At 59.3% G+C, this 21107-nt stretch carries 21 protein-coding genes; 19 read left to right on the plus strand and 2 right to left on the minus strand.

Annotated elements, in window-relative coordinates; all coding sequences use genetic code 11:
• The first annotated feature begins 33 nt into the window (after positions 1 to 33).
• From apbC to FE240_RS08125, 4 genes are all read left to right on the plus strand, one after another.
• Positions 34 to 1110, plus strand: a complete 1077-nt coding sequence (gene apbC, locus FE240_RS08110) for an iron-sulfur cluster carrier protein ApbC (RefSeq protein WP_226799121.1) — start codon at positions 34 to 36, stop codon at positions 1108 to 1110.
• 109 nt (positions 1111 to 1219) lie between these two features.
• Positions 1220 to 1864, plus strand: coding sequence for a uridine kinase (gene udk / locus FE240_RS08115; RefSeq protein ID WP_042048409.1), 645 nt, complete (start codon positions 1220 to 1222; stop codon positions 1862 to 1864).
• Positions 1865 to 1919: 55 nt separating this feature from the next.
• Positions 1920 to 2501: a dCTP deaminase gene (gene dcd, locus FE240_RS08120; protein WP_042048410.1), complete on the plus strand. Its 582-nt coding sequence runs from the start codon at positions 1920 to 1922 to the stop codon at positions 2499 to 2501.
• Between the two features lie 160 nt (positions 2502 to 2661).
• The gene (locus FE240_RS08125) at positions 2662 to 4131 is read left to right on the plus strand and encodes an inorganic phosphate transporter (RefSeq protein ID WP_193004096.1); all 1470 of its coding nucleotides are present in this window, start codon (positions 2662 to 2664) and stop codon (positions 4129 to 4131) included.
• 661 nt (positions 4132 to 4792) lie between these two features.
• Here the strand turns inward: FE240_RS08125 and rne are convergent.
• Positions 4793 to 7732, minus strand: coding sequence for a ribonuclease E (gene rne, locus FE240_RS08130; RefSeq protein WP_193004097.1), 2940 nt, complete (start codon positions 7730 to 7732; stop codon positions 4793 to 4795).
• A gap of 434 nt (positions 7733 to 8166) precedes the next feature.
• Here rne and rluC point away from each other — a divergent pair, with 434 nt between their 5' ends.
• Both rluC and FE240_RS08140 read left to right on the plus strand, forming a co-directional pair.
• Complete coding sequence (gene rluC, locus FE240_RS08135) at positions 8167 to 9111, plus strand: 23S rRNA pseudouridine(955/2504/2580) synthase RluC (RefSeq protein WP_193004098.1); 945 nt, start codon at positions 8167 to 8169, stop codon at positions 9109 to 9111.
• A 56-nt stretch (positions 9112 to 9167) separates the two neighbouring features.
• Complete coding sequence (locus tag FE240_RS08140) at positions 9168 to 9770, plus strand: HAD family hydrolase (protein WP_193004494.1); 603 nt, start codon at positions 9168 to 9170, stop codon at positions 9768 to 9770.
• 51 nt (positions 9771 to 9821) lie between these two features.
• Here the strand turns inward: FE240_RS08140 and FE240_RS08145 are convergent, their stop codons facing one another.
• Complete coding sequence (locus tag FE240_RS08145; RefSeq protein ID WP_193004099.1) at positions 9822 to 10403, minus strand: Maf family protein; 582 nt, start codon at positions 10401 to 10403, stop codon at positions 9822 to 9824.
• Positions 10404 to 10520: 117 nt separating this feature from the next.
• Here FE240_RS08145 and yceD point away from each other — a divergent pair, with 117 nt between their 5' ends.
• From yceD to FE240_RS08210, 13 genes are all read left to right on the plus strand, one after another.
• Complete coding sequence (yceD, locus tag FE240_RS08150) at positions 10521 to 11042, plus strand: 23S rRNA accumulation protein YceD (protein ID WP_193004495.1); 522 nt, start codon at positions 10521 to 10523, stop codon at positions 11040 to 11042.
• An 18-nt stretch (positions 11043 to 11060) separates the two neighbouring features.
• Positions 11061 to 11228, plus strand: a complete 168-nt coding sequence (gene rpmF / locus FE240_RS08155) for a 50S ribosomal protein L32 (RefSeq protein WP_060586081.1) — start codon at positions 11061 to 11063, stop codon at positions 11226 to 11228.
• A 9-nt stretch (positions 11229 to 11237) separates the two neighbouring features.
• Positions 11238 to 12257: a phosphate acyltransferase PlsX gene (gene plsX, locus FE240_RS08160; protein ID WP_193004100.1), complete on the plus strand. Its 1020-nt coding sequence runs from the start codon at positions 11238 to 11240 to the stop codon at positions 12255 to 12257.
• A gap of 8 nt (positions 12258 to 12265) precedes the next feature.
• Entirely contained in the window at positions 12266 to 13225 is a 960-nt protein-coding gene (locus tag FE240_RS08165) for a beta-ketoacyl-ACP synthase III (protein ID WP_193004101.1), read from the plus strand.
• Between the two features lie 31 nt (positions 13226 to 13256).
• On the plus strand, positions 13257 to 14192 hold the full coding sequence (gene fabD, locus FE240_RS08170) for an ACP S-malonyltransferase (RefSeq protein ID WP_193004102.1): 936 nt from the start codon (positions 13257 to 13259) through the stop codon (positions 14190 to 14192).
• Positions 14193 to 14206: 14 nt separating this feature from the next.
• Complete coding sequence (fabG, locus tag FE240_RS08175) at positions 14207 to 14941, plus strand: 3-oxoacyl-ACP reductase FabG (protein WP_193004103.1); 735 nt, start codon at positions 14207 to 14209, stop codon at positions 14939 to 14941.
• Between the two features lie 157 nt (positions 14942 to 15098).
• Entirely contained in the window at positions 15099 to 15335 is a 237-nt protein-coding gene (gene acpP, locus FE240_RS08180) for an acyl carrier protein (protein ID WP_005352645.1), read from the plus strand.
• An 81-nt stretch (positions 15336 to 15416) separates the two neighbouring features.
• The gene (gene fabF / locus FE240_RS08185) at positions 15417 to 16658 is read left to right on the plus strand and encodes a beta-ketoacyl-ACP synthase II (RefSeq protein ID WP_042048426.1); all 1242 of its coding nucleotides are present in this window, start codon (positions 15417 to 15419) and stop codon (positions 16656 to 16658) included.
• Between the two features lie 67 nt (positions 16659 to 16725).
• Positions 16726 to 17535, plus strand: a complete 810-nt coding sequence (pabC, locus tag FE240_RS08190; protein ID WP_193004104.1) for an aminodeoxychorismate lyase — start codon at positions 16726 to 16728, stop codon at positions 17533 to 17535.
• A 43-nt stretch (positions 17536 to 17578) separates the two neighbouring features.
• Positions 17579 to 18526, plus strand: coding sequence for an endolytic transglycosylase MltG (gene mltG, locus FE240_RS08195; RefSeq protein WP_193004496.1), 948 nt, complete (start codon positions 17579 to 17581; stop codon positions 18524 to 18526).
• Positions 18526 to 19152 carry a dTMP kinase gene (gene tmk, locus FE240_RS08200; protein WP_193004105.1) on the plus strand — a complete coding sequence of 209 codons (627 nt, stop codon included), beginning with the start codon at positions 18526 to 18528 and terminating at the stop codon, positions 19150 to 19152. The genes mltG and tmk overlap by 1 nt, the downstream gene beginning before the upstream one ends.
• Positions 19137 to 20084, plus strand: a complete 948-nt coding sequence (gene holB, locus FE240_RS08205) for a DNA polymerase III subunit delta' (RefSeq protein ID WP_193004106.1) — start codon at positions 19137 to 19139, stop codon at positions 20082 to 20084. The genes tmk and holB overlap by 16 nt, the downstream gene beginning before the upstream one ends.
• A gap of 16 nt (positions 20085 to 20100) precedes the next feature.
• Positions 20101 to 20880: a TatD family hydrolase gene (locus FE240_RS08210; RefSeq protein ID WP_193004107.1), complete on the plus strand. Its 780-nt coding sequence runs from the start codon at positions 20101 to 20103 to the stop codon at positions 20878 to 20880.
• The last annotated feature ends 227 nt before the right edge of the window (positions 20881 to 21107 follow it).

A 21107-nucleotide genomic window follows, 5' to 3' on the forward strand; every position in this document is an offset into this window, starting at 1 on the left:
ACACAACCACCAAAAAGTGGGGAACAAAGAGTGATGGATGCAGTAAAGCGGATATTGGCCGAATTTAAACCGAAATCGTGGGGCGCAGACCTGATGGCGGCGCACGTCATCAGCGGACTCTCTCTTGAGCAAGGGGAGCTCACCATTAGCATCAGTCTGCCGTTTGCAGGTACTGGCTGGCTCGAGTCGATGAAAGAAGAGTGCGAGCCACGCCTGCGTCAACTCGAAGGGGTGCAGCACATCGAGTGGCAAATAGCCTGTGACGTGGCGGCCATGCCGCGTGCCGGTAATCTGCCGGCGGTGCAAGGGGTGCGCAACATTCTGGTGGTCGCGTCAGGTAAGGGCGGGGTGGGCAAATCCACCACGGCGGTGAACCTGGCGCTGGCACTTAAGAGCGAAGGGGCTCGGGTTGCGCTGCTCGATGCGGACATCTATGGCCCCTCCGTGCCCATCATGACGGGAACCCAGTCGCAGCGTCCGGTCAGTTACGACGGCAAGTTGATGGAGCCGGTGATGGCTTGCGGCATTGGCTGCAACAGCATCGGTTATCTGGTCGACGAGCAGGATGCCACCATCTGGCGCGGCCCCATGGCGAGCAAGGCGCTGTCGCAGATCCTGCATGAGACCCGCTGGGGCGAGGTGGACTATCTGGTGGTCGACATGCCGCCTGGCACCGGCGATATCCAGCTCACCATGGCCCAGCAGGTGCCTACCTCGGGGGCGCTCATCGTCACCACGCCCCAGGACGTGGCGCTGGCCGATGCCCGCAAGGGGGTGGCTATGTTTAACAAGGTGGGGGTGCCGGTGCTTGGCGTGGTGGAGAACATGAGCTACCACATTTGCAGCGCCTGCGGCCATCACGAGCCGCTGTTTGGCACCGGTGGCGGCCAGAAGATGGCCGAGCAGTATGGCATCAGCCTGCTCGGCCAGCTGCCGCTGCACATCGATATTCGCCAGCACATGGACGATGGCTGCCCGATCGTCTTTCGTTCGCCGGATCACCAGCTCTCTGAGAGTTATCGTAAACTGGCCCGCAACGTGGCGGCGGCCCTCTATTTCAGTGGCAAGCCGGTGGCCACGCCACTCTTTACCCGCCAGCTGGACGAATAGTACGCGAACGTCGCACCAGAAGGGCGTTGAGGGTGGGCATGGCCCACCCTTTTCCATATAATGGATCGGTTTACACTGCTCATCGGCGCTCTTCTTTTAGGTATTTGTCATGTCTGATACTCAACATTCGTGTGTGATCATCGGGATCGCCGGGGCTTCTGCATCCGGTAAGAGCCTCATTGCCCAGACCATCTATGAAGAGCTGGTGGCTGAGCTGGGGGCTGGCGAGATCGGGGTGATCTCCGAAGACTGTTACTACAAGGATCAGTCCCACCTGACCATGGAAGAGCGGGTCAAGACCAACTATGACCATCCCAATGCGATGGATCACAGCCTGCTGGTGGAGCACCTGCAGTGTCTGGCCAGGGGCGAAGGGGTCAATATTCCCCAGTACTCCTACACGGAACATACCCGCAAGAGTGAAACCGTGCTCTTTGCCCCGCGTCGCGTCATCATCCTCGAGGGGATTTTGCTGCTTACCGATCCGCGTCTGCGCGAGCTGATGGATGCCTCCATCTTCATGGACACGCCACTCGATATCTGCCTCATCCGCCGTTTGGTGCGCGATGTGCAAGAGCGTGGCCGCACCATGGAGTCGGTATTGCAGCAGTACCAAAAGACGGTGCGCCCCATGTTCTTGCAGTTTATCGACCCGTCCAAGCAGTATGCCGACGTCATTGTGCCGCGCGGCGGCAAGAATCGCATCGCCATCGACATGCTCAAGGCGCGTATTCGCCACATGTTGATCGGGTGACGGAATAGGGATGAGCCGGGGTCGCCCGGCTTTTTTTCAAGCTAATGGAGACGATATGCGCCTGTGTGATACCGACATCGAACGCTATCTGGATGAAGGAAAAATCGTAATTGAGCCGCGCCCCGGCAGTGAGCGCATTAGTGGCGTCAGTGTTGACGTGTTGCTGGGCAATGCCTTTCGGGTGTTCCGTGACCACACGGCGCCTTATATCGATCTGGGCGGCTCTAGCAGCGAGATGGCCGATGCCATTGATCGGGTGATGAGTGAGGAGATCCACATCGCCGATGGCGATGCTTTCTTCTTGCACCCCGGTGAATTGGCACTGGCGGTGACCTATGAGTCGGTCACCCTGCCGGCCAATCTGGTTGGCTGGCTCGATGGGCGCTCTTCTCTGGCTCGCCTTGGACTGATGGTCCACGTGACAGCCCACCGTATCGATCCGGGTTGGTCTGGGCGGATTGTGCTGGAGTTCTACAACGGCGGTAAGCTGCCGTTGGCACTGCGTCCCAAGATGAAGATCGGCGCGCTGAACTTCGAAGTGCTCTCCGGTGAGGCGGCACGCCCCTATAACAAGCGGGAAAATGCCAAGTACAAGAGCCAACAGGGGGCGGTGGCCAGCCGGATCAGCCAAGACTGAGTCTGGTCGTGGCTAAATAATTAATCACCCCTGACCCCAAGTGGCAGGCGCTGTCGCGTTTGCCACTTTTTTTTGTCATAAAAAAATTGATCTTGGCTCTGTTCATGATCCTGTCATCTGGCATAATCCGCGCACTTCCTAAACGAGGTGTACATTCATAATGTTTGCAATCTTTGAAGGGATGAACCTGTGGCTGGCCCTTGGGCTGGTATTGTCCGTTGTCTTCGTGTTGGCCTATGAATTCATCAATGGCTTCCACGATACGGCCAATGCGGTCGCCACCGTGATCTACACCAAAGCGATGCCGGCACACATTGCCGTCGTCTCCTCCGGCATCTTCAACTTCTTTGGAGTGATGTTTGGTGGTCTTGGTGTGGCTTACGCCATCGTTCATCTGCTCCCCATCGACCTGCTGCTCGGCATGGACTCGCGTCAGGGGCTGGTCATGATTTTTTCCCTCCTTTTTTCTGCCATTGCCTGGAACCTGGGCACCTGGTATCTCGGCATTCCGGCCTCCAGCTCTCACACCCTGATCGGTTCGATCTTGGGGGTGGGTGGTGCCTATGCCTGGCTGGTACATAAGCCGCTGAATGAAGGGATCAACATCAGCAAGGCGATCGACATCATGCTGTCGCTGATTGTGTCGCCGACAGTGGGGTTCATTCTCGCTGCCCTCTTGCTGTTTGTGATGAAGAAGATCTGGACTGGCCATAAGATCCACAAGACCCCGGAAGAGCGTCTCAAGGTCGATGGCAAGAAGCACCCGCCGTTCTGGGCCCGCCTGACCCTGGTTGCTTCGGCCATGGGAGTGAGCTTCGTGCATGGCTCCAACGATGGTCAGAAGGGGATTGGTCTGCTGATGTTGGTGCTGATCTGCATGGCGCCGGCCCACTTTGCGCTGAACATGAGCAGCAGTGCCTACCATCTGGATCGTACCCAGGATGCCGCCAATCGGATTGCCGAGCTGTACTGGCGCAACCAGGAGCAGGTAAAGCAAGTGGTCGATTTCAGCAAGGAGGGGAAATCCAGCCCCGAGCTGATGGAGCACTGCACTGCCGGGGATGCGTTGCCGAACATTGCGACACTGGACAACCGTCTTGGCAAGGCGCGTACCTATGCTGACATGAGTCTGGAAGATCGCCGTGAGGTGCGTCGCCTGCTGCTGTGCATCGACGATACCGCCAAGAAGGTCTCCAAGCTGCCACTGCCGGCCAAGGAGCTGAGCGATCTCGCCATCTGGCGTAAGGATCTCATCGCCACGGCCGAATACGCACCGACCTGGGTCATCGTCTCCATCGCTCTGGCGCTGGGTTGCGGTACCATGGTGGGTTGGCGCCGTATCGTGCATACGGTCGGTGAGAAGATCGGCTCCAAGGGGATGACCTATAGCCAGGGGATTGCGGCTCAAATCACCGCAGCCAGCGCCATCGGTGTCGCCAGTGTCACCGGGATGCCGGTCTCCACCACTCACGTGCTCTCGTCTGCGGTGGCGGGGACCATGGTTGCGAATCGTTCCGGGCTACAGACCCAGACCATCAAGACCATCCTGATGGCGTGGATCCTGACGTTACCGCTGACCATGGCTCTCTCTGCAGGGCTGTTCTTAGCGGCCCATGCTCTGTTTGCCTGAATCAGATAGTTGTGATGAAGACCGGCGCCTTGTGCGCCGGTTTTTTTATGGGCGAATGGCAACATCGATGCAGATCAAGGATATTGGTTTATATGCCATCACACAAGGATGTGAAGTCACACATTAATACCCACGCGCTCCACATTCCCGACCTTCTAAACCTTGTAAAACCGTTCTCTACGAGGGAGGGGGTCAAAGCGTCTTTATGGCTAGAAGCGAAAGGCAAAGGCTCATCATGACGTGGAGAGCGCGGGGGATCGGAGCAGGAGAGTCATAGGGGAAAACCAGGTGGGGGAAGGGGCGGACAGCTCCGTTTCATACGAGCGCGTTGATAAGGCTTTGTCTTGTGATTGGCAGCAAGAATCCTACGGCTTGTGGGCGTGGTGCATATTGTTAGCAGAGTGACGTCAACTCGCGGCTGAATTCGAGCGGCAAACCGGGAAGGAAGTCGAGGTGGCCATGCTGATCCGCATAGCCGATGATGATGGGTGGTTTGGGGAAGTGTCCTAGAAGGGCTCTTGGCTGGGGAGCACTGGCCGGTTATCGCATTTCCTGGTGGCCATCCCCGATGATGCTGGCTCCGCCATCGGCGGACACAGGGACACATAAAAAAAGAGCCACCCTGAGGTGGCTCTTTTACAGCTCTGATTTAATCAGAGGATCAGGGGCGTCCAGCCGGGCTGTTGGCCTGATGCTGGGCGGCGCTGCGGCCACCATGACGACCAGAGCTTTCTACCTCGGCCCGCACCAGCGGCGGATAAGCAACCGGCTCACGAGCGGGCAGGGCAGGGGCCGGCTCAGGACGGGTCATGGGAGCGGTGGCGCGGCGAGCGCGTGCGAGCACGCCTTGACCTGCTGCCTGACGGTTGGGCGCCGCTTTGGCCACTACCTTGGCCTTCGGCTCGGAGACCACAGGTGCCTCAACTGGAGCGGGTTCGGCGACGGTCATGCTGGCTTGTGTCGGTTGCACCGCGTCGGCGACGACCGGGGCCGGCACTTCCTCGGCAGCCACAGGGGCTGTCGGCGCGACGACCTCTGCCTCAACGACTTCCGAGGCGGTTTCGGCCTTGGCCTCTACTGGCGCAGCAACGGGGGCGGGGGCCACCACCGGCGCACCAAACAGCGGAGCTGCGGCTTCTGCGGCCAGAGCCGGCGTCTCGTTCACCATGGGGTGCTCGATCTCTTCCACCGCCGGAGCGCTAGCGGTGACCACCGGCTGCTCTTCGGCCATGGCTGGCTCTTCCTCACGCTGGCGACGCACGTCTTCATTGATGCGCTTGCGACGTTGCTGGCCTTCGCGCGGCGTACGCTCACGCTGACGGCGCTGGGCCTCGTCGACACCTTCAGCCTTGAGTGCGGTTTGCGATTCAGCCGCAGCAGCGCTGGGCTGCATGCTCACCTCTTCGCTTGCCACGACGGCGGCGTCGGCAACATCGGCACGGATCTGCTTGCGCAGTTGGCGACGTTCGCGGCGCTCTGCCACCTTCTGCTCTTTCTCTTGGCGTTGCACCTGCTCTTGCTGGCTCAGCTCGGCCTCACGAACCGGCGCAACCTGCGGCTTTTCGGCACGCGGCTCGCGCTCTTGACGCGGGGCTCGCTCCTGGCGCGGCGCACGTTCGGCACGGGGCTGACGTTCTTCACGCGGCTGGCGCTCTTCACGGGGTTCACGCTCCTTGCGCGGACGCTTGGTGCGCTCATCACGGGACGCCGTTTCGCTCTTCTCTTCGGCGGCAGGGCGGACGCTGCGCTCGTCGCGGCGACGTTCACCACGGCGGGCCTGATCGCGATCACCACGCTCACGGCGGTTATCTTCGCGAGGCTGGCGGCGGCGGGTGTCGCTCTTTTGGTGCGTCTTTTGCTCAGGTTCGCTGGCAACGACGGGGGCCTCGCGCTCTTCTTGCTTGGGGGAACCAAACAAAGAGCCGAACAGACGGCTCAGGAAGCCAGATTTGGTCTGCTCTTCTTCGACCTTAACCACTGCGGTGACAGGGGTGGCCGGAGCCGGCTTACTCGGCTGGCTAAAGCCTTGCAGCAGCGGCTGGTCACGCTCGACCACTTGAACCTGGCGCGGCTGGTAAGCCGGCTTGACCACTTCTGTCTTGAGCTCGTAGCTGGCCGCTTCCGGGATCTCATTCTTGCGAATGCGGGTGACCTCGTAGTGCGGGGTCTCCAGATGCTGGTTCGGAATGATGTAGACGCGCACGTCGTTACGCTGCTCAAGGCTGGCGATGGCGCCACGCTTCTCGTTGAGCAGGTAGGCGGCGACGTCGACCGGCACCTGGCCATGCACCTGTTCGGTGTTGTCCTTCATCGCCTCTTCTTCGATGAGGCGCAGGATGGAGAGGGCCAGTGACTCGTTGTCACGAATAACCCCCTGACCCTGGCAACGGGGACAGATGTGGCTGCTCGACTCGTTGAGGGAGGGGCGCAGACGCTGACGCGACATCTCGAGCAGACCGAAACGGGAGATCCGGCCGAGCTGGATGCGGGCTCTGTCCTGATGCACGGCTTCGCGCAGGCGGTTTTCTACCTCACGCTGGTGACGCACCGGGGTCATGTCGATGAAGTCGATGACGATGAGGCCACCTAAGTCACGCAGACGCAGCTGGCGAGCGATCTCATCGGCCGCTTCCAGGTTGGTCTGCAAGGCGGTCTCTTCGATGTCACCGCCCTTGGTGGCACGCGCCGAGTTGATGTCGATGGAGGTCAGGGCCTCGGTCGGATCGATGACGATACTGCCGCCGGAGGGGAGGCGCACTTCGCGCTGGAAAGCCGATTCAATCTGGCTTTCGATCTGGAAGTGGTTGAACAGGGGGACTTCACCCTTGTACTGCTTGACCCGGCTGATGAAGTCAGGGCGTACCAGCTCGATGTGAGACTTGGCGCGCTCGAACACGCTGGGGTTGTCGATCAAAATCTCGCCCACGTCGCGACGCAGGTAGTCGCGGATGGCGCGCACGATGACGTTGCTTTCTTGGTGGATCAGCACAGGGGCCGGTACGTTCTCGGCGGCCTTGCGGATCGATTCCCAATGGTTGAGCAGGACGTTCAGATCCCACTCCAGCTCCTCTTGGGATTTGCCCACGCCGGCGGTACGCACGATGAGGCCCATGCCATCCGGCACGGTCAGGCCGTTCATGGCCTCTTTCAGCTCGGTGCGCTCATCACCTTCGATACGACGGGAGATGCCGCCGGCTCGGGGGTTGTTCGGCATCAACACCAGGTAGCTGCCGGCCAGACTGATGAAGGTGGTAAGGGCTGCACCCTTGGTGCCACGCTCTTCCTTATCGATCTGGACGATCACTTCCTGACCCTCGCGGATCACTTCTTTGATGTTGGGACGGCCTTGATAGGAGTAACCGGAGGGGAAGTAGGTGCGGGCGATCTCCTTAAGCGGCAGGAAACCGTGGCGCTCAGCGCCGTAATCGACGAAGGCAGCTTCGAGACTGGGCTCTACTCGGGTGATTTTACCCTTGTAGATGTTGGCTTTCTTCTGCTCGTGTCCCGGACTTTCGATATCGAGGTCGTAGAGCTGTTGTCCGTCAACCAGCGCTACGCGCAACTCTTCTTCCTGAGTCGCGTTGATCAGCATTCTTTTCATTGATTTCTCATTGTTGTGTCATGTGTTTTCCTCCACAGGAGCGCAGCCAGCGCCGGCCTCGGGTCTGCAGCATACGGGGGCAACCTCCCGGTTGGGGTATGCATGAGGCGCTACAAACTTGGGCGCATTGGTCATGCCCTGATAGGGATGCAGGGGATGAAAAGGCTTCCAGTGTGGAGACAATGTGTGGTTTTGTGCACTGCGCTCTCCATGCATCAACATCGCTCCTTGGCACAGTGTCCAGCGATACGTGACCTTGGCCTGACGGGCGGAATGGGTGATGATACGCCCACGTTGAACAAGGCTTGAGCGGTCTTACAAAACCGCGTTTATTATCCCATTTAAACCTGACCCATAGCAAGGCGGCATTTTTCACGGTTTTTATAAAAACAGGGCAGCCAAGGGGAGGGGGAGGGTGATAGAATCCGCGGCCTATGACACAGATCACACAACAAGTGCAGCTGCTCACCATCGAGGCTGAGCACGAAGGGCAGCGCATCGACAACTTTCTTAAGACTCAGCTCAAAGGGGTTCCCAAGAGCCTTATCTATCGCATCCTGCGCAAGGGAGAAGTGCGCGTAAACAAAAAGCGCGTCAAACCCGAATACAAACTCAATGTCGGCGACGAAGTGCGAGTACCGCCGGTGCGGGTGGCCGAGAAAAATGAACTGCCCTCGGCCAATCTGGGCAGTATCCAGCGGCTTGAAGGGCAGATCTTGTTCGAAGATGACGCTATCATCGTACTCAACAAGCCGTCGGGTATGGCGGTACACGGTGGCAGCGGGGTGAGCTTCGGTGTTATCGAAGGGTTGCGAGCATTGCGCCCCGACGCCCGCTTCATGGAGCTGGTGCATCGCCTCGACCGCGACACCTCGGGCGTGCTGCTGATCGCCAAGAAGCGCAGCGCCCTGCGCGGCCTGCATGAGCAGCTGCGCAGCAAGACCATGCGCAAGCAATACTTGGCCCTGGTGCGTGGACGCTGGCAGTCCCACGTCAAGGTGGTGAGTGCGCCGCTGCGTAAAAATGAGTTGCAGTCTGGCGAGCGCGTGGTGCGGGTGAGCGCCGATGGCAAGCCTTCCGAGACCCGGTTTCGCATCGTGCGCCAGTTTGCTGAGGCAACACTGATGGAGTGCAGCCCCATCACAGGGCGTACCCACCAGATCCGGGTGCACACCCTGCACGCCGGCCATCCTATCGCCTGCGATGACAAATATGGTGAAGCCCAGTTTGACGACAAGATGCGCGAGAAAGGGCTCAATCGTCTGTTCCTGCACGCTTGGCGTCTGACCTTCACCCATCCAGCTGACGGGCGTGAGATCAAGGTTGAAGCCCCGCTTGGCGAACCGCTCGAGGCGTTTCTCAATCAGTTGGAACGCTAACGGTGGCGTGGCGGCAACAGGTTCGGCTGGCCATCTTCGATTGGGATGGCACTCTGATGGACTCAGTGGCGCGTATCGTCGCCTGCGTATATGGGGCGGCCCGAGACTGCGGCTATCCCATACCCGATGAAGAAGAGGCGAAACGGATCATCGGGTTGAGCCTCTCGGCCGGTCTGGCCCGCCTGTTTGACGACGACGAGCACTCAGCGCAAACGGCCCGCCTGGTGGAGCGCTATCGCCACCATTGGCTCCATGATCCTACGCCGAGCCCCTTGTTTGATGGGGCCTGCGAGTTGCTGCATGCCTGGCATAGGCAGGGGATCTTACTGGCCGTGGCCACCGGTAAATCCCGTGCCGGGCTTGATCGGGTGCTCGATGACACGGGGCTGCGTCCCCTGTTTGCCGCCAGTCGCGGCGCCGATGAGGCGCGCTCCAAACCCGATCCCCTGATGCTGACACAACTGCTAGATGAGCTGGCGATACCGCTGGAGCAGGCGGTGATGATCGGCGACTCGGTGCATGATCTGGGGATGGCGGCCAAGCTTGGCATGAAGAGGATCGGGGTGACCTGGGGTGTGGATTCTCGCGCTAGGCTGGCCCATTTTTCCCCGGTCGCATTGGTCGATTCCATGGCTGAGCTGCGACGGACGCTGGGGTGAGTGCAAAACGGGGCCATGGGCCCCGTTGTTGTTTGTCACGCTCCCGCCTCGTCAGGGGAGGGTGAGGCCATGATGGGCGAGCAGCTCGATCAGGGCAATCAGTGGCAGGCCGATCAAGGCGTTGGGATCGCGCCCCTCTAGGGCGCGAAACAGAGCAATCCCCATGCCTTCGCTTTTGAAACTGCCCGCGCAATCATAGGGCTCCTCGGCGTGCAGGTAGCGAGTGAGGGCGGCATCGTCCAGTGCGCGAAAATGCACGCTAAAGGGCTCAACCATGGCGTGCTGCTCACCAGTGGCCGCGTTGATCACACAAAGGCCAGTGTAGAAGATGACCGATTTCCCCTGCGCCGCCTTGAGCTGCGCCAGGGCGTTATCGAAGTTACCGGGTTTGCCGAGAATGCGATCATCGCAGACACACACCTGATCAGAGCCGATCACCAGAGCGTGATCATGATGCTCGGCCACAGCGCGGGCCTTGGCGATGGCGAGCCTGAGCACCAGATCCGCGCCGCTCTCCCCGGAATGCGCCGTTTCATCCACATCCGGCGCCTGCATCTCGAAGGGGAGACCGAGCTTGCTGAGCAGGCTGGCGCGATAGCGAGAAGTTGAGGCGAGAATCACTTTTTCTGGCATACTGTCACTCCGATGAAGGCAAGTCCCGCCATTCTAGGGAGTTGTGCGTTAAAAATCATCGCGGTAAGTGGTTTTTCCTTTGACTATAAGCCCTTGGATCTATATCATTCGCGCCCTATGCAAAAGGTGAAGTTGCCCGTAAAGGTTGATCCAGTTCGTACTGCCTTGAAGCTGCTCGATTATGTCGGGATAGTGGAAAAGTCGCAGATGCCCAGGCTGGAGGAGTCAACCGCTGGCTTGCTCGGTGATGTGGATGCATCCCTGCACTTTGGTAAAGATGTTCAGAAGCTGACTGTAATGAAAGGCACTGCCCATGCCGAGGTCAATCTGATTTGCCAACGTTGCGGAGAGACATTCACCCACCGTTGTGAAGCTGAATTCATCTATACTCCGATGTTCGAAAGAACTGACGAGGAAGAGCTGCCGGAAGCTTATGAGCCCATTGAATTGGATGAAAATGGCGAGATAGACCTGCATCAAATCCTGGAGGATGAACTCATCCTCGCCCTGCCGCTGGTACCCATGCACCCTGTGGATGAGTGCCCGAGAGGGAAGATGGAGATGAGCTTTGGTCACATCGAACCTGCTGATGAGCGCCCGAATCCCTTTGCAGTTCTTGAAGAACTCAAACGTAAGTGAATTAGGAGTTAGCCTACCATGGCCGTACAACAGAACCGTAAAACCCGCGCCAAGCGTGGCATGCGTCGTTCCCACGATGCCCTGACCGCTGCTGCACTGACTGTTGATCAGACCAGTGGTGAAACTCATCGTCGTCACCATGTGACTGCCGATGGTTTCTACCGCGGTAAAAAGGTTATCGCCTAAGGCGTGCCTTTGTCTGCGCTCACTGTCGCGTTAGACATAATGGGGGGTGACAACGGCCCCTCGGTTACAGTGCCTGCCTCCGTGCAGGCACTGTCGCTTTTGCCCCGGCTCAATCTGATCCTGGTGGGCGACCTCTCCCGTTGCGATGCTCTGCTGCGCCAGCATGGCCTGCTCTCTCATCCCCGCGTTCGTCTCCTGCATGCTTCACAAGTGGTGGGCATGGGGGAAAAACCCATTCACGCCCTGCGTCATCAAAAAGACTCCTCCATGCGGCTGGCTCTCGAGCTGGTCAAGAGTGGCGAGGCGGGGGCCTGCGTCAGCGCCGGTAATACCGGGGCATTGATGGCGATGGCCAAATGTGTGCTCAAGTCCTTGCCCGGCGTCGATCGTCCCGCATTGGTCAAGGGGCTGCCCGCCTTGGGGGGAAAGCGCTCTTATCTGCTCGATCTCGGGGCCAATGTCAGCTGTGATGCCGATGCCTTGCTGCAATTTGCGGTGATGGGGGCCGTGCTGGCCGAACGGGTTGAGGGGATAGCGCATCCCAAGGTGGCGCTGCTCAACGTGGGGGAAGAGGAGATCAAGGGTAACGATCTGGTGCGCCACAGTGCCGAGTTACTCGGTCAGTGTCCCGCCTTGAATTTTATCGGTTTTGTGGAAGGCAACGAGCTGTTCAGCGGCAAGGCCGATGTCATTGTCTGCGACGGGTTTGTCGGCAATGTCGCCTTGAAAACGGCGGAGGGTGTCGCACGCATGATGGCTGATGCGGTGGGCATGGGAGGACGAAAACGTACCTTTATTGGCCGTATCGCCTCATTTTTGCTCAAACAACGCTTTTCCAACTTGAACCCCGACCAGTATAACGGCGCAAGTCTGTTAGGATTGCGCGGTATTGTGGTAAAAAGTCACGGCAGCGCCAATGAGCGGGCCCTATGTCATGCGATCTTGCTAGCGGCAGGGGAAGTCAAAGCACAACTCCCTGCCCAGATTGCCGATCGCTTGGAAACTGTCCTCTCCGACAGGGATCAATAATTACATCTATGCACAGCAAAATTCTGGGAACCGGCAGCTACCTGCCAGCCTCGGTGCGAACCAACGCCGATCTCGAACAGATGGTGGAAACCAGTGACGAGTGGATCGTTGAACGTACCGGTATCCGTGAGCGCCACATCGCCGATGAGGGTGACACCGTCGCCAGTCTGGGCTATCAGGCCGCACTGCGTGCGCTGGATGCCGCCGGTCTGACCCCTGACGATCTCGACATGATAGTGCTGGGTACCACCAGCGCCGAGAATGCATTTCCGGCCGCGGCCTGCGAGCTGCAGGCCATGCTCGGGGTGACCGGTATTCCGGCCTTTGACGTGGCCGCCGCCTGCGCCGGCTTCACCTACGCCCTCTCCATCGCCGATCAGTTTGTCAAATCCGGCGCCGCCCGCAACGTCCTGGTGGTGGGGGCCGACGTGCTCTCACGCATGTGCGATCCGACCGATCGCGGCACCATCATCCTGTTTGGTGATGGGGCAGGGGCCGTGGTGATCGGCCGCTCCGACACGCCAGGCATTCTCTCGACCCATCTGCACGCCGACGGTCGCTACGGTGATCTGCTCAAGCTGCCCCAACCGCGTCGCGGCATGACAGGCTCTGAGATGGAAGCCTACATGTATATGAAGGGCAACGACGTTTTCAAAGTCGCGGTCACCCGCCTTAGCGAGCTCGTGACCGAAACCCTGGCGGCTTCTGGCGTCGAGCCCAGCGAGCTCGACTGGCTGGTGCCGCATCAGGCCAACTATCGCATCATCAATGCCACCGCCAAGAAGCTTGGTATGAGCCTTGATAAGGTGGTGCTGACTCTCGACAAGCATGGCAACACCTCGGCTGCCTCGGTTCCCATCGCCCTCGATGAAGGGGTGCGCGATGGTCGCATTCAGCGTGGGCAGTTGGTGCTGCTCGAGGCATTCGGCGGCGGTTTTGCCTGGGGCTCGGCCCTGGTTCGCTTCTGATCCCGATCTCTTCTTTTGCAAGGAGTTTGACATGACTCAATTCGCCATCGCCTTCCCGGGCCAGGGCTCTCAGTCCGTTGGCATGTTGGCCGAGCTGGCCGAACAGTACCCGATCATCAAGGAGACCTTCGCCGAGGCGAGCGCCGTGCTGGGCTACGATCTGTTCGCGCTGGTGCAGCAGGGGCCGGTCGAAGAGCTCGGCAAAACTTGGCGTACCCAGCCTGCGCTGCTGACCGCTTCAGTGGCCCTGTGGCGGCTGTGGCAAGCACAAGGCGGCCAGCAGCCGGCCGTGATGGCGGGCCACAGCTTGGGTGAGTATTCCGCCCTGGTGTGCAGTGGTGCGCTGGCCTTTGCCGATGCGGTGAAACTGGTGGAGCTGCGTGGTCTTGCCATGCAGGAAGCCGTGCCGGAAGGCACGGGTGCCATGGCGGCCATCATCGGTCTGGATAACGACGCCATCGCCGCCAACTGTGAGCTGGCCGCCGAAGGGCAGGTCGTCTCTCCGGTTAACTTCAACTCCCCGGGGCAGGTGGTGATCGCCGGTCACAAAGAGGCGGTCGAGCGGGCCAACGCCTTGATGAAGGCATCCGGTGCCAAGCGAGCACTGCCGCTGCCGGTCTCTGTGCCTTCCCACTGCGCCCTGATGAAACCGGCCGCCGAAAAGCTGGCCGCGGCCCTTGAAGGTATCGAGGTGAAGGCCCCGGTGATCCCGGTTATCAACAACGTGGACGTGGCTAAAGAGCGCGATCCCGCCGCCATCAAGCAGGCACTGGTTCGCCAGCTTTACAGCCCTGTGCGCTGGAGCGAAACCGTGGTGGCCATGGCCGATGACGGTATTGCACTCACTATCGAGATGGGGCCAGGCAAGGTGCTGACCGGGTTGGCTAAGCGCTGTGATGCCCGTGTCGAAGGGATCCACGCCAACGATCCGGCCTCTTTTGAGGCGGCGTTGGCCAAGGTTAATTGAGCAGGAGTAACGAGATGAGCTTTACCGACAAGGTTGTTCTGGTGACCGGCGCCAGCCGTGGCATCGGCCGCGCCATTGCCGAGGCCTTTGCCGCCCAGGGCGCCAAGGTCGTGGGGACCGCCACCAGCGAGAGCGGCGCCGAAGCCATCAGCGCCTATTTGGGCGAGCAGGGCTGCGGTCTGGCGCTCAATGTGACCGACGCCGCTTCTGTTGAGCAGGTGCTTGGCGCCATCAAGGCGCGTTTTGGTGAGGTGGACATCCTTATCAACAACGCCGGCATCACCCGCGACAACCTGTTGATGCGGATGAAAGATGATGAGTGGAACGATATCATCGAGACCAACCTCACATCTCTTTATCGCCTGAGCAAGCCGGTATTGCGGGCCATGATGAAAAAACGTTATGGTCGCATCATCAGCATTGGTTCTGTGGTCGGCACCATGGGCAATGCAGGGCAGACCAACTATGCTGCCGCCAAGGCGGGCCTGATTGGGTTTACCAAGTCCCTGGCCCGTGAAGTGGCCTCCCGTGGTATCACCGTCAACGCGGTGGCACCCGGTTTTATTGAAACCGACATGACCCGCGCTCTGAACGAAGAGCAGCGTGCCGGTATCATGAATCAGGTGCCGGCTGCGCGCCTTGGCGATCCGAAAGAGATCGCTGCTGCTGTGGTTTTCCTTGCCTCAGAACAGGCAAGTTACATCACCGGCGAGACGCTGCATGTTAATGGCGGTATGTACATGGTGTAATCAATTTGTCGTGAGATCTGTTCAAAATTGCGATAATACGCCGAAGTTCGTGCATTTTCGTGGTTTGACCAGAAGCAAGTTGCTTGCAAAGTCACGTCATTTGAATAAACTACTGCAACCAGACGCAATTGCGTATTTTTAAAGGAAAATTCAGGTCATGAGCAACATCGAAGAACGCGTAAAGAAAATCATCGTCGAGCAGCTGGGCGTTAAAGAAGAAGACGTCAAGAACAGCGCTTCCTTCGTCGACGATCTGGGCGCTGACTCCCTGGACACCGTTGAGCTGGTAATGGCCCTGGAAGAAGAATTCGACACCGAAATTCCTGATGAAGAAGCCGAGAAGATCACCACTGTTCAAGCGGCTATCGACTACATCAACGCCAACCAAGAATAACTTTTCTTGTGTTGCGAGAAGCGGCCTGCGGGCCGCTTCTTCTATCCAGCTTTCCTAAAATTCCTCTCGGAGACTACCTCAGTGTCAAAACGCAGAGTCGTGGTGACCGGCCTGGGCATGCTTTCCCCGGTAGGCAACAGCGCTGAAGCCAGCTGGCAGGCCCTGCTCCAGGGTCAGAGCGGCATTACCCACATCGACCACTTCGATACCACCGATTTCCCCACCCGTTTTGCCGGTCTGGTCAAAGATTTCGATGCCGAGCAGTATGGCATCAATCGTAAAGAGGCCCGCAAGATGGATCTCTTTATCCAATACGGTGTCGTGGCGGGTCTGCAGGCCATCGAGGATGCGGCGCTCACCATTGATGAGCACAATGCTGATCGGATCGGTGTCGCTATCGGTTCCGGTATCGGTGGCCTTGGGCTCATCGAGGCGAATCACGACAGCCTGATCAAGGGTGGCGCCCGCAAGATCAGTCCTTTCTTCGTGCCCTCTACCATCATCAATATGGTGTCTGGCCACCTCTCCATCATGAAGGGGCTGCAAGGGCCGAATATCGCCGTGACCACCGCTTGCACCACGGGCACCCATGCCATCGGCATGGCCGCCCGGATGATCGCCTATGGTGATGCCGATGTGATGGTGGCCGGTGGCGCCGAGAAGGCCTCCACCCCGATGGGGATGGGTGGCTTCGCCGCCGCCAAGGCGCTCTCTACCCGCAATGACGAGCCGCAGAAGGCGAGCCGTCCGTGGGACAAGGAGCGCGATGGTTTCGTACTGGGTGATGGTGCCGGTGTGCTGGTACTGGAAGAGTACGAACATGCCAAGGCGCGTGGCGCCAAGATCTATGCCGAGCTGGTCGGCTTTGGCATGAGTGGTGACGCTCATCACATGACGGCGCCGCCCGATGATGGCAGTGGTGCTGCCCGCGCCATGCTGGCCGCCATCAAAGATGCTGGCATCGACGCTAGCCAGATTGGCTACATCAATGCCCATGGTACGTCCACTCCGCTGGGCGACGTGGCCGAGCTGCGTGGTGTGAAGCGCGTGATGGGGGAGCATGCCAAGTCTGTCATGGTCAGCTCCACCAAGTCGATGACCGGTCACCTGTTGGGTGCGGCTGGCGCCATTGAGGCCATCATCACCGTGCTGGCCCTGCGCGATCAGGTGGCTCCGCCGACCATCAATCTGGATAACCCGGACGAGGAGTGCGATCTCGATCTGGTGCCCCATGTGGCCAAGAAGGGGGCGTTCGAGTATGCCCTCTCCAACTCGTTTGGCTTTGGCGGCACCAATGGCTCGCTGATCTTCAAGCGCGTATAATCGTCCCCAGGGCGATCGTCATCAGGCCCGATACCCCCCGGTATCGGGCTTTTTTATCGGAGGTGTGATGACACTGGTCAACGGCAGGATGCAAGATCGGATCGACGTACTCGACCGAGGTTTGGCCTATGGCGATGGACACTTCACCACCATGCGGGTGTGGAATGGTCGGATACAGATGTGGGATGCCCACCTCTCCCGGCTGCAACGGGGGTGTGCCAAGCTGGCGATTGATCCACCCGATTGGCAGGCATTGTCGCAGCGGGTGATGAGCCAGGTGGCGTCCATGGAGCAGGGGTGTGCCAAGTTGATGATCACCCGGGGCAGCGGCGGCCGCGGTTACGCGACGCAAGGGTGTGACGAGACCCGCTGGATCCTGACCACCTCTCCCTATCCTTCCCACTATGAACGTTGGCAGGAGGAGGGGATTGATCTGGTCGTGTGCCAACAGGTGTTGGGGGAGTTGCCGATGTTGGCCGGCCTAAAAAGCCTCAACCGCCTCGAGCAGGTGATGTTAAAACTCGAACTTCAACAACGGGATGCGGTCGAAGGTATAGTGCTTAACACGCGCAAAGCCCTGGTCGAAGGGGTCAGTGCCAATCTGTTTTGGCGCCGCGACAAGACGGTGTTTACCCCGGATCTGACTCACAGTGGCGTCGATGGCGTCATGCGCCGCTGGGTCATGGGGGCGCTCAAAGCGATGGGTATTGAATTGCGAATCGTAGAGGCTCCGCTGGAGTCTCTCTGGCATGCCGAAGAGGTGTGGCTGACCAACGCCCTGATGGGGCTGGTACCAGTCAATCGTATCGAGCAGACCCGCTATCGGCATGGCCAGCTGATTCGCCAGTTACAGGAGCGTTTGCTAATTGAAGTCTAAAGGACTCAAGCTGGCTGCCGCCGCCGTTACTCTGGCGGCGGTGATGGGCGGCATTCACGTCTACCGTCAGTATGACGCGGTAGAGCAGATGAGCATCAAGGGGCCAACCCGCCTTTATACGGTCGAGAAGGGGGTGCATGCCGCCCGGGTCATCGAAGCCTTGGCCCAGGATCAACTGCCGGACTGGGCGGTGCGATTGTGGTTGCGGCGTCACCCCGATCTCACCTTGATCAAGTCCGGCACCTACGAGGTCAAGGAAGGGGCGCGTCTAACCGAGGTGCTCTCGCTGTTTGCCTCGGGCAAGGAATTTATGTTCAACATCACCTTCGTCGAGGGGTCCCGCTTCGAGGAGTGGCGCACTCAGCTCAAGAGTGCCCCCTATCTGGAGCGGATCACCCACGAGCAATCTGACGAAGAGCTGGCGGCGGAGCTCGGCATCGAGAACGGCAAGCTGGAAGGGTGGTTCCTGCCCGAAACCTATGCCTATACCACTCACACCACCGATCTGGCACTGCTGCGCCAAGCGCATGCCAAAATGCAACGTTTCCTGGAAGAGCAGTGGCAAAAGCGCCAGGACAAACTGCCTTACAAGACCCCCTATGAGGCGCTGGTGATGGCGTCGATCATCGAGAAGGAGACGGCGCAGCCATCGGAACGTCCCCTGATTGCATCGGTGTTTGTTAACCGGCTGCGGTTAGGCATGAAGTTGCAGACGGATCCGACCGTGATTTACGGGGTGAAGGATCGCTATGATGGCAATATCCGCCGCAGCGATTTGACGGACAACAACCCCTATAACACCTACGTTATCAATGGCTTACCGCCCACTCCAATCGCCATGCCAAGCAAGGCAGCCATTGAGGCTGCACTCAATCCGGAGCAGAGCGATTACCTCTATTTCGTCGCCAAGGGGGGCGGGGAGCACTACTTCTCCAAGACCTTGGCAGAGCATAACAGCGCAGTACGCCAATACATTTTGAAGAAGCCCTGATGTCCAAATTTATCGTAATCGAAGGTCTGGAAGGGGCGGGCAAAAGCTCCGCCATCCGTTATGTCACCGACTGGCTGAATCGTCACGGGATCACCGATATCGAATGTACCCGTGAGCCGGGTGGCACGCCGCTGGCGGAGAAGATGCGCGCCCTGGTGAAAGAGGTGCACGAAGAGCGTCTGACCGTGGAAGCCGAGCTGCTGCTGCTTTATGCCGCCCGGGTACAGCTGGTTGAAAATCGCATCAAGCCGGCGTTGGCACGCGGCGCTTGGGTGGTGGGCGATCGTCACGATCTCTCCTCGCAAGCGTATCAAGGTGGGGGGCGCGGCATTTCGGCCGCGCTCATCGATGGGATCAAACAGGCGGTGCTCGGCGACTTCAAGCCGGATCTCACCCTCTATCTCGATATCGACCCGGCCCTTGGCCTGACTCGGGCTCGCCATCGCGGCGCGCTGGATCGCATCGAGCAGGAGCAACTCCCCTTCTTCGAACGAACTCGTGAACGTTATCTCTCACTGGCCGGTGGGGACCCTTCCATCTGCATCATCGATGCCGGCAAGACACCGGACGAGGTGAAACAGGCTATCGAAGCTGCACTGGATCACTACCTATGTATCCCTGGCTGAGAAAAGAGTGGCTAAACCTGCTGGAGGTGGCCCGTGCGGGCCGGCTCGGGCACGCCTGGCTACTGCTCGGTGATGAGGGGCTCGGTAAGGAGCAACTTGCCGATGCGCTGGCCCAGCGTCACCTCTGCCAGCAGCACATCGACGATCAGGCCTGCGGTCACTGCCATGCCTGCCAGCTATTTAGCAAGGGCAACCATCCGGATCTCGGGCGCATTGGGGTAGAGGGCAAGAGTATTGGCATCGATCCGGTGCGCGAGATCTGCCGGCGCCTTGGTGAGAGTGCTCAGCTCGGCCGTGGCAAGGTGGTCATCATCGAGGGGGCCGAACGCATGACCGAGGCGGCGGCCAACGCCTTGCTCAAGACCTTGGAGGAGCCGGCGGGCGATAGCCTGATCCTGCTGCTGGCCAGCCAATCCTCTCGCTTGCTGCCGACCATCCTCAGTCGTTGCAACAAACACCTGTGCCCGATCCCGCCGGAGTCTGTGACGCTGCGCTGGCTGGAGGAGCAGGGGATCAGCGCCACGCCGAGCCAGGTGAGGATCTGCCGCGGCGCTCCGCTGCGGGTCAGGCAATACCTGGAGGAAGGGGGGGATGCCCAGCGCCGTGAGCTGCTCTCCTCCCTGTGCCGACTACCAGAAGAGCCGAGCCGGCTGGCCGCACTGGCCTCCAGCATCAATGGCGATCTCGAGCGTCATCTGCAATGGCTGCAACTGCTGCTGGCCGATGCCCTGAAAGTGCAGGCCGGTTGTCCGGCGGCGCAGCTCAACATGCCAGATCTGGCCGACCCCGTCGGTGAGCTGGCCCGCCAGTGCTCGACGGAGCGCTTGCTCGATGCGCAGCAGGGGCTGCTCGCCATCCGGGAACACTGTCAGCCGGGGCAACTGACTAATCCCATGATCCATCTTCATCAGTGGTTGTGCCGCTGGTTGTAACTTTGTCGGAATTCTTATGTTACTCGTAGATTCTCATTGTCATCTCGATCGCCTGAGTTATGGCGACAAGCAGTCCGACATGGCCAGTGTGCTGGCCAAGGCTAAGGCGCAGGGGGTAGGTTACTTTCTCTGTGTCAGTGTGACCCAGCAGCAGTTTCCCTCCATGCTCCAGGCCATCGCGCCTTACCCACAGGTATTTGCTTCGTGCGGGGTGCATCCGCTCAATCAGGAGCCGGGCGTCGATGTCGATCTGCTGCGCAGCCAGGCCGCTGACCCGCGGGTGGTGGCGATCGGCGAAACGGGTCTGGATTACTACTACTCACCGGAGAACAAGACGGTGCAGCAGGAGTCATTCCGTCAACACATCCGGGTGGCGCGTGAACTTGGTAAGCCGCTCATCATTCATACCCGAGATGCCCAGGTCGATACGTTGCGGATCATGGCGGAGGAGGGGGCCGATCAGATAGGTGGAGTGTTGCACTGTTTTACCGAGTCGCTTGAGATGGCCGAAGCGGCCATGGCGATGGGGTTTTACATCTCCATCTCCGGCATTGTCACTTTCCGCAACGCCAAGGCGTTGCAAGAGGTGGTGCGGGCATTGCCCCTTGAGCGGTTGCTGGTTGAAACCGACTCCCCTTATCTGGCACCGATACCGCATCGAGGCAAAGAGAACGAGCCGGCCTTCGTGCGTGACGTTGCCCAGTTTGTGGCCGATCTCAAGGAGGTGAGTTTGGCCGAGTTGGCTGACGTCACCAGCCGCAATTTCTTCGCTCTGTTCTCTTTGGCCAAGCCTTAATTGAGTTCAATAAAAGGGGCTACCAAGCCCCTTTTTCTTTACGTCCCTCTTGAATCCCATCATTTTTCCTTTTGTTATCTCTTTTCATTTTGACCGCCCCTCGTGCTCAATGACCCCTGTTTTCCCTTGGAAAAGAGCCCCGGTCATCACAATACAACCGATTTCCTGTCTGACGTGTTTAGTGGAATAAGCGGTTTTATTTAAAGGGATTTGCGTTGGATTAATGG

The sequence above is a fragment of the Aeromonas simiae genome, from assembly GCF_014892695.1.
In the GTDB taxonomy this organism is placed as follows: Bacteria; Pseudomonadota; Gammaproteobacteria; order Enterobacterales; family Aeromonadaceae; genus Aeromonas; species Aeromonas simiae.